This is a genomic window from Staphylococcus sp. aM (assembly GCF_052975125.1).
The window spans coordinates 2,351,345-2,364,462 of record NZ_CP121447.1 but is presented as its reverse complement, the minus strand read 5'-3'; the positions used below and the strand labels follow the sequence as shown (position 1 = coordinate 2,364,462).

Annotated in this window: 12 protein-coding genes and 1 riboswitch; of the genes, 8 read left to right on the top strand and 4 right to left on the bottom strand. The window is 33.7% G+C overall.

The window, feature by feature from the left end; all coding sequences use genetic code 11:
* Positions 1-57: 57 nt before the first annotated feature.
* Positions 58-465 (bottom strand): general stress protein, encoded by a 408-nt coding sequence (locus tag P7F85_RS11620; protein ID WP_002466426.1) that lies wholly within the window; start codon positions 463-465, stop codon positions 58-60.
* Positions 466-678: 213 nt separating this feature from the next.
* Positions 679-781: riboswitch (purine riboswitch) on the top strand.
* A gap of 267 nt (positions 782-1,048) precedes the next feature.
* Here P7F85_RS11620 and xpt point away from each other — a divergent pair.
* The 6 genes from xpt (at position 1,049) to P7F85_RS11590 (ending at position 8,384) form a co-directional block, all read left to right on the top strand.
* Complete coding sequence (gene xpt / locus P7F85_RS11615) at positions 1,049-1,627, top strand: xanthine phosphoribosyltransferase (RefSeq protein ID WP_002466419.1); 579 nt, start codon at positions 1,049-1,051, stop codon at positions 1,625-1,627.
* A complete protein-coding gene (gene pbuX / locus P7F85_RS11610) occupies positions 1,627-2,895 on the top strand; it encodes a xanthine permease PbuX (RefSeq protein ID WP_002466441.1) in 1,269 nt (422 codons plus the stop codon). The genes xpt and pbuX overlap by 1 nt, the downstream gene beginning before the upstream one ends.
* 36 nt (positions 2,896-2,931) lie before the next feature.
* Positions 2,932-4,398 (top strand): IMP dehydrogenase, encoded by a 1,467-nt coding sequence (gene guaB / locus P7F85_RS11605; protein WP_002466427.1) that lies wholly within the window; start codon positions 2,932-2,934, stop codon positions 4,396-4,398.
* A gap of 27 nt (positions 4,399-4,425) precedes the next feature.
* Positions 4,426-5,967 (top strand): glutamine-hydrolyzing GMP synthase, encoded by a 1,542-nt coding sequence (gene guaA, locus P7F85_RS11600; protein WP_002466433.1) that lies wholly within the window; start codon positions 4,426-4,428, stop codon positions 5,965-5,967.
* 130 nt (positions 5,968-6,097) lie between these two features.
* Positions 6,098-6,961, top strand: coding sequence for a patatin-like phospholipase family protein (locus P7F85_RS11595; RefSeq protein WP_002466451.1), 864 nt, complete (start codon positions 6,098-6,100; stop codon positions 6,959-6,961).
* Between the two features lie 223 nt (positions 6,962-7,184).
* A complete protein-coding gene (locus P7F85_RS11590; RefSeq protein WP_002466424.1) occupies positions 7,185-8,384 on the top strand; it encodes a GTP-binding protein in 1,200 nt (399 codons plus the stop codon).
* 109 nt (positions 8,385-8,493) lie between these two features.
* On the opposite strand, the gene P7F85_RS11585 is transcribed toward P7F85_RS11590, so the two are convergent.
* A complete protein-coding gene (locus tag P7F85_RS11585) occupies positions 8,494-9,351 on the bottom strand; it encodes a trypsin-like serine peptidase (RefSeq protein ID WP_002466435.1) in 858 nt (285 codons plus the stop codon).
* 582 nt (positions 9,352-9,933) lie between these two features.
* Here P7F85_RS11585 and P7F85_RS11580 point away from each other — a divergent pair.
* On the top strand, positions 9,934-10,551 hold the full coding sequence (locus P7F85_RS11580) for a CadD family cadmium resistance transporter (protein ID WP_002466443.1): 618 nt from the start codon (positions 9,934-9,936) through the stop codon (positions 10,549-10,551).
* 203 nt (positions 10,552-10,754) lie between these two features.
* On the opposite strand, the gene P7F85_RS11575 is transcribed toward P7F85_RS11580, so the two are convergent.
* Positions 10,755-10,823: a hypothetical protein gene (locus P7F85_RS11575; RefSeq protein WP_219350386.1), complete on the bottom strand. Its 69-nt coding sequence runs from the start codon at positions 10,821-10,823 to the stop codon at positions 10,755-10,757.
* 65 nt (positions 10,824-10,888) lie between these two features.
* Entirely contained in the window at positions 10,889-10,957 is a 69-nt protein-coding gene (locus tag P7F85_RS11570; protein ID WP_219350386.1) for a hypothetical protein, read from the bottom strand.
* 658 nt (positions 10,958-11,615) lie between these two features.
* Here P7F85_RS11570 and P7F85_RS11565 point away from each other — a divergent pair.
* A complete protein-coding gene (locus P7F85_RS11565; RefSeq protein WP_031464133.1) occupies positions 11,616-13,106 on the top strand; it encodes an NADH dehydrogenase subunit 5 in 1,491 nt (496 codons plus the stop codon).
* Positions 13,107-13,118 lie beyond the last annotated feature (12 nt).

Genomic DNA, 13,118 nt, shown 5'->3' with positions numbered 1-13,118 from the left:
CTTAGCGTACAAGTTATGGTGTCCTTTTTATATCCATTTCATTTTCACGAGATTGTCTTAAGCTTTTGGGCCTTTAGATTCAGCAGCATAATGTGTGATATCAAGTTCTTCGTAAGCTGCATTATTTTCTTCTACTTCGTTATGAGAAGAACGGTCGCGTCTTGCAACAACTAAAATTTTGTTGTCTAGAATATCTTGTTTATGATTTTCGATTTCTTCATCAGTTAAATCGTATCTTGTAAGAACAGCTTGTTCACCATCTTCACCGATAAGTAATCTAGACATGCGATCACTGAATGAGCCGCTTGTAGCAATTAAACTAATTTGAGAGTCGTGTAAATCATCTAAATGTAATTTTGAACGACTAATAACCGCTAATTCACTTTCTAAATAGCCTTCAGATTTCTTTTGGTTAATCACGTTGTATAATTCTGATTTGTCTTTTACTACTGTAATTTCTGCCATGATTATCGCCCCTTATATTTTCTCTACTTTCAAAATCTATACCCTTACCATTCAATTATAAAACTTTTGTTTATATAAATATATAATTTTACTACTTTATCTACCAAATTTAATTTTGAATTATATATCAAACGCTTTCAGTAAAAATACTGTTAATTCAACGATGATCGTAATTTAATAGATATTGAAAAAGTAGCTAAAATTTGCTATCATCATTAAATAATTTATATGACTCATATAATCTGAAGAATATGGCTTTAGAAGTTTCTACCATGTCGCCTTGAACGACATGACTATGGGTAACAATTCAATACTTAGGAGCAGTTTAAATCGTTCAAACAACACGAAGGACTAGTGTAATGTGTCGTTGATATAAGTTTCTTTAAATAGCATACAAAGGAACCTCTGTATCTTATTGTATACATTTTTAATTATCGATTAATTTGGCGTATCTACTTCTTTATTTGCAATTATACGCAATGTATTGCACGTTCCCTCATAGATCCTGAAACTTATTGAAAGTTTGGGGATTTTTTTGTATCAACAAGTCTATGGATTACATAATTTTGAGGAGGTTTTCTGGGTGGAGTCGTTAGGACGTAAAGTAAAAGAAGATGGTGTAGTCATCGATGAAAAGATACTTAAGGTAGATGGTTTTTTAAATCATCAAATTGATGCAAAGTTAATGAATGAAGTAGGGCAAACATTCTTTGAACAATTCAAGAATGAAGGAATTACAAAAATATTAACTATTGAAGCATCAGGTATTGCGCCAGCAATAATGGCAGCATTCCATTTTGATGTACCTTGCTTATTTGCTAAAAAAGCTAAACCAAGTACTTTGAAGGATGGATTTTATCAAACAGATATTCATTCTTTTACTAAGAATAAAACAAGCACGGTTATTGTTTCTGAAGAATTCCTTGGGGAAAACGATACTGTTTTAATTATTGATGATTTCTTAGCAAATGGTGATGCTTCTCTTGGATTAAACGATATTGTTAAACAAGCTAACGCTAAAACAGCAGGTGTTGGTATCGTTGTTGAGAAAAGTTTCCAAAATGGACGACAAAGACTTGAAGCAGAAGGTCTAAACGTATCATCTTTATGTAAAGTAGCATCATTAAAAGGTAATAAAGTGACGTTATTGGGTGAAAATTAATGAAAAATTTCATTCTTAGTATTCAACATTTATTAGCGATGTATGCCGGCGCGATTTTAGTTCCTATTATTGTAGGAACAAGTTTGAAATTCACACCAGAAGAGATTGCTTATTTAGTGACAGTCGATATTTTTATGTGTGGTGTAGCGACATTCTTACAAGTGAACAAAGTCACAGGTACAGGATTACCAATTGTATTAGGGTGTACATTTACAGCAGTAGCACCCATGATTTTAATTGGACAGACAAAAGGACTAGGCGTATTATATGGTTCATTATTTTTATCAGGTATTTTAGTGATTATCATTGCACCATTCTTCTCTCATTTAGTTAAGTTCTTCCCACCTGTCGTGACAGGAAGTGTTGTGACGATTATTGGTATCAATTTAATGCCAGTGGCAATGAATTATTTAGCTGGTGGAGAAGGTGCTAAAAACTATGGTGATCCAAAGAATTTAGTATTAGGTGGGGTTACACTCATTGTGATACTGATTTTGCAACGATTTACGACAGGATTTTTAAAATCAATTGCAATTTTAATTGGATTAATCATTGGAACAGTGTTAGCAGCAATCTTTGGTCTTGTAGATGTTAAGCAAGTAGGTGAAGCGCATTGGGTAGGTATTCCTATGCCATTTCGTTTTTCAGGCTTTGGCTTTGATTTAGGTGCAACTTTAGTGTTCTTTATTGTCGCTATGGTGAGTTTAATCGAATCTACTGGTGTCTATCACGCATTAAGTGAGATTACTGGGAAGAAATTAGAACGAAAAGATTTTCGTAAGGGTTACACTGCGGAAGGTCTTGCAATTGTGATTGGGTCATTATTTAATGCGTTCCCTTATACAGCATATTCACAGAATGTTGGTTTAGTATCTTTATCAGGTGCTAAGAAAAATAAAGTTATCTATGGCATGGTTATTTTATTACTTATATGTGGTTGCATTCCTAAGCTAGGTGCCTTAGCTAATATTATTCCATTACCAGTTTTAGGTGGTGCGATGATAGCGATGTTTGGTATGGTAATGGCATACGGTGTTAGTATTTTAGGTAATATTAATTTTGCTAACCAAAATAACTTATTAATTATTGCAGTGTCTGTAGGTTTAGGTACCGGTATTAGTGCTGTACCTCAAGCGTTTAAAGGGTTAGGGGAACAATTTGCTTGGTTAACACAAAATGGTATCGTGTTAGGTGCCATCTCTGCAATTATCTTAAATTTCTTTTTTAATGGTATAAACTATAAACAAAGTGAAGAAAATGTGAAATAATAGAACAAACTATATAATATTGGAGGCTGTTTTTAAATGTGGGAAAATAAGTTTGCTAAAGAGTCATTAACATTCGATGATGTATTATTAATTCCAGCTCAATCAGACGTACTACCAAGCGATGTTGATTTGAGTGTTCGCTTATCAGATAAAATTAAATTAAACATCCCAGTCATTTCTGCGGGTATGGATACAGTTACAGAATCTAAAATGGCTATTGCGATGGCAAGACAAGGTGGACTAGGCGTTATCCATAAAAATATGGGTATCGAAGAACAAGCTGACGAAGTACAAAAAGTAAAACGTTCAGAGAATGGTGTTATTAGTAATCCATTTTATTTAACACCTGACGAAAGTGTATATGAAGCAGAAGCTTTAATGGGTAAATATCGTATTTCAGGTGTACCAATCGTAAATAATTTAGATGACAGAGAGTTAGTAGGTATTTTAACTAACCGTGACTTACGTTTTATTGAAGATTTTTCTATTAAAATCTCAGATGTTATGACAAAAGAAGATTTAATCACAGCTCCAGTAGGTACGACTCTAGACGAAGCAGAAGCAATTTTGCAAGAACATAAAATTGAAAAACTTCCTTTAGTTGAAAATGGTCGTTTAGAAGGATTAATTACTATTAAAGATATTGAAAAAGTGCTTGAATTCCCATATGCAGCAAAAGATGCTAATGGCCGATTATTAGCAGCGGCAGCAATCGGTATTTCTAAAGATACTGACATTAGAGCAGAAAAATTAGTTGAAGCAGGTGTGGACGCACTTGTTATCGATACAGCACATGGTCACTCAAAAGGTGTTATTGAACAAGTTAAACATATTAAAAATAAATTCCCTGAAATTACTTTAGTAGCTGGTAATGTTGCCACTGCAGAAGCGACAAAAGATTTATTTGAAGCGGGTGCAGATGTTGTTAAAGTTGGTATCGGTCCAGGTTCAATTTGTACAACACGTGTCGTTGCAGGTGTAGGTGTACCTCAGATTACAGCTGTTTACGATTGTGCAACTGAAGCACGTAAACATGGTAAAGCAATTATTGCTGATGGTGGTATTAAATTCTCAGGTGACATTATTAAAGCATTAGCGGCTGGTGGACATGCTGTTATGTTAGGTAGTCTATTAGCAGGTACGGAAGAAAGCCCAGGCGCAACTGAAGTATTCCAAGGTAGACAATACAAAGTATACCGTGGCATGGGCTCATTAGGTGCAATGGAAAGAGGTTCAAATGACCGTTACTTCCAAGAAGATAAAACACCTAAGAAATTTGTACCAGAAGGTATTGAAGGACGTACAGCTTACAAAGGTCCTTTACAAGATACAATTTATCAGCTTATGGGCGGTGTAAGATCAGGTATGGGTTACACTGGTTCTAAAGATTTAGAAACGTTACGTGAAGAAGCGCAATTTACACGCATGGGACCTGCTGGTTTAGCAGAAAGTCACCCACATAATGTTCAAATTACTAAAGAATCACCAAACTATTCATTCTAACTATAGATTTAAAGGAGAACGACAATTATGGAAATGGCGAAAGAGCAAGAGTTAATTCTTGTCCTAGACTTTGGTAGCCAATACAACCAATTAATCACAAGACGTATACGTGAAATGGGTGTATATAGCGAATTGCACGACCATGAAATTTCTATTGAAGAAATTAAACGAATGAACCCTAAAGGTATTATATTATCTGGGGGGCCTAATTCAGTTTATGAAGAAGGTTCATTCACTATTGATCCAGAAATTTATAATTTAGGCATCCCTGTATTAGGTATTTGTTACGGAATGCAACTTACGACTAAATTATTAGGCGGAAAAGTGGAACGTGCTAATGAGCGTGAGTATGGTAAAGCAATTATTAATGCAAAATCTGACGAGTTATTCTTCGGTTTACCATCTGAACAAACTGTATGGATGAGTCACTCAGATAAAGTCATTGAAATTCCTGAAGGCTTTGAAGTGATTGCAGATAGTCCAAGCACAAACTATGCTGCAATTGAAGATAAATCACGTCGTATCTATGGCGTACAATTCCATCCAGAAGTACGCCATACGGAATACGGTAATGACCTTTTAAGAAACTTTGTACGTCGTGTCTGTAATTGTACAGGCGAATGGACAATGGAAAACTTTATCGAAATTGAAATCGAAAAAATTCGTGAACGTGTAGGAGATCGTAAAGTATTATGTGCGATGAGTGGTGGCGTTGACTCATCTGTAGTAGCGGTATTACTACACAAAGCAATTGGTGATCAACTGACTTGTATCTTTGTTGACCATGGATTACTTCGTAAAGGTGAAGGCGACATGGTTATGGAACAATTCGGTGAAGGTTTTAACATGAATATTATTCGTGTAAATGCACAAGATCGTTTCATGAAAAAATTAGCTGGTGTATCAGATCCAGAACAGAAACGTAAAATTATTGGTAATGAATTCGTTTATGTATTTGATGACGAAGCATCTAAGTTAAAGGGTGTAGACTTCTTAGCCCAAGGTACGCTTTATACAGATGTGATTGAATCAGGTACAAAAACAGCTCAAACAATTAAATCTCACCATAATGTGGGTGGTTTACCAGAAGATATGGAATTTGAACTTATCGAACCGATTAATACGTTATTCAAAGATGAAGTACGTGCATTAGGTATCGAATTAGGTATTCCTGAGCATTTAGTATGGAGACAACCATTCCCAGGCCCTGGTTTAGGTATCCGAGTGCTTGGTGAAATTACGGAAGATAAATTAGAAATCGTACGAGAATCAGATGCGATTTTAAGAGAAGTAGTGCGAGAAGAAGGTCTTGAAAGAGACATTTGGCAATATTTCACTGTATTACCAGGCATTCAATCTGTAGGTGTTATGGGAGACTACCGTACATATGATCACACTGTCGGTATCCGTGCTGTAACATCAATTGATGGTATGACAAGTGACTTTGCGCGTATCGATTGGGAAGTCTTACAGAAGATTTCAAGTCGAATCGTTAATGAAGTGGATCATGTTAACCGCGTTGTCTATGACATTACCTCTAAGCCACCTAGCACAATAGAATGGGAATAAGATACTATGATATAGTCCTCAACCGTATAGGTTAGAGGACTTTTTTATACTACAATGCTTAAAAATTTACCTACATGTAATTACCAGTTACAATTGTAAACGAATATAAAAGATAAAGAGGTTAATTCATATGAATTCAAAAGTAGCATTAGCACTAAGTGGTGGCGGTCATTATGGCATCGCATTTCACATTGGATATTTAAAAGGATTGTTTGATAAAGGGATCGATTTAAGAACTGTAGATTATATCATTGGTACATCTGCAGGGTCTCAAGTAAGTACAACGATATCGTCAATGATTGATTGGGATACAATTTGGCAGGAGCAAATTATTGAAAAGGTTAATGAAACAACACCTATTTCTGATAAAGAAATGGGAGAATTATTCCAAGCATTTGATCAATTAGCGAAAGAAAGTAAATCAACTAAGGCTTGGGTTGATGGTATGGGAGAAATCTCTAAAAATACTCAACCCAATGTATCACTAGACGCACGTCGTGATATGATTAGAAATCGATTAGGTAGTGTGCCGTTAGAATGGAATGACAAACTAAATATTGTCGCAACAGAATTAGAGACATCTGAACGTAAAGTATTTAATGCACAATCTGGTGTAGCATTAATAGATGCACTAGCAGCGAGTTCTGCCTTACAAGGTGTATGGCAACCGATTCCAATTAATGGATACCACTATTATGATGGTGGGTCTTATTCAATGGAAAATCCTGATGTCGTTGATGATGCAGTTAAAGTGATTGTGTTAACTACTAACTTACCAATTGAAACACCATATGCGCTTGATCAACTCGTAGAACAAATGAAAGCTGACGGGAAAGATGTTTATGTTGTAAAACCTAGTGACGAAGTGGTGTCAATTTTACAAGCATATCAATATAATACTGTGAATGCAGATATGAGAGAAGAAATAGCACAAGCAGCCGTTAAACAAGGTGCTACAGATTATGAACAATTAAAATCTTTTTTAAACGCATAGATGAATTGATTTAATATATTATTCTTTGTATTGAAAGGTATAGTTAAAAGTATTTAGGGAAGGTAAAAATCCTAGATGCTTAAGACTATGCCTTTTTATATTTGTAAAAATAATATGATGAATGGCCCTATTAAGTTAAAAATCGTTATTGATAAATCGGAATTAATCCTATAGAATGTAAAACGTAATAATTACTATTTACAAATAAGAGAGGGCGTATATTATGGCTAAAATTCCAGTAACTGTCTTAAGTGGGTATTTAGGTTCTGGTAAGACGACATTATTAAACCATATTTTACAAAACAGAGAAGGACGACGTATCGCAGTTATTGTAAATGATATGAGTGAAGTTAATATTGATAAAGACTTAGTGGCAGAAGGCGGGGGCTTGTCACGTACGGATGAAAAATTAGTAGAGCTATCTAATGGATGCATCTGTTGTACATTAAGAGATGACTTACTCAAAGAAGTTGAACGTATTGTGAAAAAAGGTGGCATCGATCAAATTGTCATAGAATCTACTGGTATTTCTGAACCTGTACCCGTCGCTCAGACATTTTCATATATAGATGAAGAATTAGGTATTGATTTAACAGCGATTTGTAGATTAGATACGATGGTTACAGTTGTTGATGCAAATCGATTTATTAATGATATTAATTCAGAGGATTTATTAATAGATCGTGATCAAAGTGTAAGTGATGAAGATGAAAGAACAATTGCTGATTTATTGATTGACCAAGTAGAATTTTGTGATGTAATGATTATCAATAAAACGGATTTAGTTTCCGAAAAAGAATTAGGACGTTTAGAACAAATCTTAACTACATTGCAACCAGATGCTAAGATCATTAAAACAGTTAATTCAGAAGTAGATTTAAAAGAAGTGTTGAATACACAACGTTTTGATTTTGAAAAGGCGAGTGAGTCTGCAGGATGGATTAAAGAATTAACAGAAGGTGGTCATGCTGAACATACACCTGAAACAGAAGAGTATGGGATTTCTTCATTTGTGTATCGCCGTCGACTTCCATTTCATGCTGAAAGATTTAATGCATGGTTAGAACAAATGCCAGATAACATTGTAAGGGCTAAAGGTATTGTCTGGTTAGCACAATATAATCAAGTTGCTTGCCTGTTATCACAAGCAGGGTCATCATGCTCCATTCATCCAGTGACGTATTGGGTAGCTAGTATGTCTAGAACACAACAGGAAAGTATTTTGGAAGAACGTCCAGATGTTGCAAAAGAATGGGATATTGAATATGGAGATAGACATACACAATTTGTAATTATTGGAACAGATATAGAGAAAGAAGAGATAGTTAAATCACTCGATCAGTGTTTATTAGATAGTCGTGAAATTGATGCAGACTGGTCACAATTTTCAGACCCATATCATTGGACTATCACACAACAATAATTACAATTGATGAATAAAAAAGTTTCACGTGAAAAAAACATATAAAAATAAAGGTACGCAATGACACTACTTTAGATGATAATTGTAGTGATTTGCGTACCTTTTGATATTATTTAATATTATCTTTTACAAATTGACCAGCTTTACCTTTAAATGATTCACCGCCTGCCATTTCTTGTTTGGCGTATTTGTCAGTAGAATTATTCCATAGATTATAACCGTAAGTACGCAGACCATAAATCTTAGAATATTTGCTATCTAACATTGGAGAACCTGAGGCACCTGCTCTAAAGATATCTTTAGTCATAATTTCAGTACCATTGGCTGAAAATTGTGTAAATCTTAATTGACTGTAATAGGCTTTCGTATTATCACCATTTTGCCAAGGGTAGCCTAATGAATATAGTGGTGTATTAAATTTCAAACTATTAATTTCTTTATCTGATGCGATACGAATAGGCTTAGCATATTTAGACATTTTTTCTTTAGTGTGTACAATAGCAATGTCATAATGCGGTAATTTTTTTACATCAGATGCATGGAACTTATATGGGATATGTTTGCCATCACGATTCATTGCGAAAGTAATATATTTAGCGGAAGCGGCTTTTCCATTTTTATCATCAATGACATGTGCATTTGTAATTAGAGTATGATTACCAATAACAGTGCCTGTCCCCATCGAATCTTTCCCTTTCCCTTTGTGACCGTTCATGTTCGATACTCGACCAATGGCTTTTAAATTATTTTGATTCGCTTTCGTGTAATGTTGAATGCTAATCGAACGCTTACTAATTTTTTTAGCTTTTTGATATGCTTGTTGATCGGAAGGATAATTTAATCCATCACGATAATAATAATCGGTATCTGCATGTGCTTGATGTGACATTGTGGCTGTTGCAGACATTGCAAGTGAAGCGATTAATGTGCTACAAATCAATGTTTTAATTGGTTTGAAATATGACAAAATATAAATCCCCTTTGTGTTTGTTTAGTATAAAATCATTTGAAATGTGTGTTTATCATTTTTTAACCTTTGTTACCCCCAATTATATGCGAAATAAGTTGCATTACAATAGAAAACTTAAATCTTTTTATAATTATTTAATGATACTAACAAAATGATCATTTGTTAATTTTAGGATAAAGGTTCAAATATTAATCCTTTCATCTATAGTTACCAGCAACATGTTTATATATCAAAAATATGGCATTACCAAATAATTTCACGAAATATCTATATCTTTTCTTATATAGATATGATAATTTTTATTATAAAGAAAAATCATTTTATCCAATAAGAGGTTAGAACAAAGTTCTTTAGGATCTAATCGATGCGTTAAATATTACATTTAAACCAGATGCTTCTTAATTTTTGACGTATTGTAACCTAATCTGAGAGTTCCTGATATCGAGGTGTCACACTTTGCTTTTAAAGTGGGGGAGCTTAATGATGTTCTAATCTCTTTTTTTATGTTATCTATGACCGATGTTAAGAAATGAAATTAGATGATGTACAATAGCTATGTATAGATGGAGTGTGATATTAGTGCTTTCAATTATATTTACAGCAATAGTTTTATACACAGCAACGGCGATTGATTTATTAGTCATTTTATTGATATATTTCGCTAGAGCTCATACTAAAAAGGAATATAGAGACATTTATATAGGACAATTTTTAGGATCGATGACGTTAATTATCATTAGTTTATTTTTCGCATTTGTATTACACTATGTTCCTGAAAAATGGATGCTAGGATTATTAGGTTTAATACCCATTTATTTAGGCATTAAAGTTGCAATTTTTGATGATTGTGAAGGAGAAAAAAGAGCAAAAGACGCTTTAAATGATAAGGGTTTGTCAAAATTAGTGGGAATTGTTGCTCTGGTAACGATAGCAAGTTGTGGTGCAGATAATATAGGTCTGTTTGTACCTTACTTTGTATCTTTAAATTTCAGTCAGCTTATTGTGACGCTAATTGTATTCGTTATTCTTATTTTTGTACTTATTTATACAGCACAACGGTTAGCTGATATTAAGGATATTGGAGAAATCGTTGAAAAATTTAATCGTTGGATTATGGCAGTTGTTTATATAGGGTTAGGTATATTTATCATTATCGAAAACGATACGATAAAGACATTGTTTGATTTTATATTTTAACTATGAAATAGATGTTAATGGCCAAACTAAAAGAGGTAGGACGATAGGTCCCACCTCTTTTATGTATCATTATTTATTATTTGAAGAAGCCAAGGATTGTTTTGATAATTGAAATGATGCTTGTTACGATTTCCATAATTTAGTCCTCCATTTCTATCAATTGTAGTTTATTTTGGGTTTGTACAAGTTTTTAAGTCATCTTATTATTTGTTGCCTTTAACAAGGTCGATGATTGTTTTAACTAAAGAAATGATACCTGAAATGATTCCCATGATTATATCCCTCCAATTTCAATTTTTAGTGATATCTAAGTTCGTATAGCAAGTAATAATACGAATTATTTGTTGCCTTTAACAAGGTCGATGATTGTTTTAACTAAAGAAATAATACCTGAAATGATTCCCATGATAATTACCTCCCTCGATTGATTTGTTAATTACATTGTAACGAGGATATTCAGTAGATATGATGAAATTTCCTAACTCGTATGTTAGAGGTCATAAGTGGCCCATTTATATGAAAACAGTACAGTCTCTCATGCCTAAGTGTGCACTGTTTTGGAATCGTTTACACAAGCTTTACAAAGCTGTTTTATAGTTGTAATATAATGGGTTTTTAGGGGAAAGAGATTTAATTTGTATGAGGTTTGACATAATAAATATAATCAACTATATTTATATTGTTATGCTCAAAAGTAGAATTAAGCCTTAGCTAGCGATATATGCTAATGATTTTTAAGTGTATATCGAAAGAAAAGGAGTAATTGACGTTTGAACGGATATGTTGATAAACAGGTAGCTTTTTAAATGGAAATATAATCAATCTAATAAATGAAAGAGTTTAACATGTATAGACAGTACGTTAATACGCATACTTTTTAGCTAGAAAGTGTGCCTTAATATTTGTTTAATGTTGAAACCTTAATGATCATATTTCAAGTTGAAATGAAGCCTACAGTAGCAAGTTTCCCATTTGTAAAAGTTGGGGAAGTGACTATTGTAGGCTTTTTATTATGCATAAATTCAAATGATCGAATCTTTATAAAGGAGGTATCTAGAGTAAGTATGAGTGTACTCTTAATTTTGTTTCTTATTACACTGTTGCTAGCGATGTTAAGTGGCTTAATATTTTTATCTGATTCAGTTCCTACGCAATATATCAAGATACATATGTATATTATTGTTTTACCAATCATAGTAGGTCTTATTGGATTATTTACTGTAAATAATTCAGTGATCATTGGACCTTTTACGTTGGATAAATTAGCGTGGTTAATGGGGAGTTTTATTTTAATATTAGGTTTTATTATTCAAAAGTTTTGTGTGCGTTATTTACTTGGTGATAAAAACTATCGACAATATTTTCCACTGTTTACACTCATTACTGTATTTGCGTCTGTAGCTTGGTTAAGTGGGGATCTAAGACTAATGGTTTTAAGTTGGGGCGCAACGTTGTTGTGTCTGACTTTATTAATTAGAGTCAATCGATTCTGGAAAGTGCCACATGAGGCAGCGAAAATTTCAGCTAAATTGTTTGTCGTTGGATGGTTATCATTAGTAATTGCCGTACTATTGTTATTTGTTTCAACAGGTCATTGGTATATCGACGCAGTAGCTGTTGATTATAGTCACCTGTCTTTTGGTATGAAATTGATTATTGATTTATTTATTGTGCTTGCAGTGATTATCCCAGCAGCTCAGTTTCCTTTCCAAAGTTGGTTGATAGAATCTGTTGCGGCACCTACACCTGTATCAGCAATTATGCATGCAGGCATAGTAAATGCTGGTGGCATTATATTAACTCGATTCTCCCCGGTATTTGATAACCCAATTGCTATTACAGTGTTGTTATTAATTGCGAGTGTGTCTGTATTGTTAGGCTCAGGGATAAGTCTAGTTCATGTTGACTATAAACGACAACTTGTTGGATCGACGATGAGTCAAATGGGCTTTATGTTAGTACAATGTGCATTAGGTGCTTATTCAGCAGCTATTATACATCTAGTGTTGCACGGTGTATTTAAGGCTACATTATTTTTACAATCTGGTTCAGTTGTAGGTAGGTTTAATATTCCTACACCACTTACAGCTAAGCAATCATATAGTTGGATTGTACTTGGCAGATTGTTAGCGATAGTGATTGCATTTGTCTTTTGGTTTAATAGCGATCACAGCGCATATGAATTGATTAGTGCATTAATTTTAGCATGGTCATTAATGGTGTCATGGAATCAACTCATTGCGTTTAGTAAATCTGCAATGGGCAAACTGATTGGTATCGGCATGATTGTTATTGTTGCTTTAGTTTATATCGTGACACATCATTTCTTTAATTATTTATTAAACACAGTGCATATAAGTGTGACACATCCACCATTACTAAGTAGTATATTAAGCATTGGTATCATTGTATTTGGAAGCATTCTAAGTATTTGGGTAGCACGTCATCGGAATTCACATACCTTTGCTGTGTTGTATTTATGGCTAGTTAAATTGGGTGAAGCAAAATCTGCTTCCATTGAAAGCCATCCGAACTATTTGAAAAAGTATTTATAAAAGGGTGAAAAC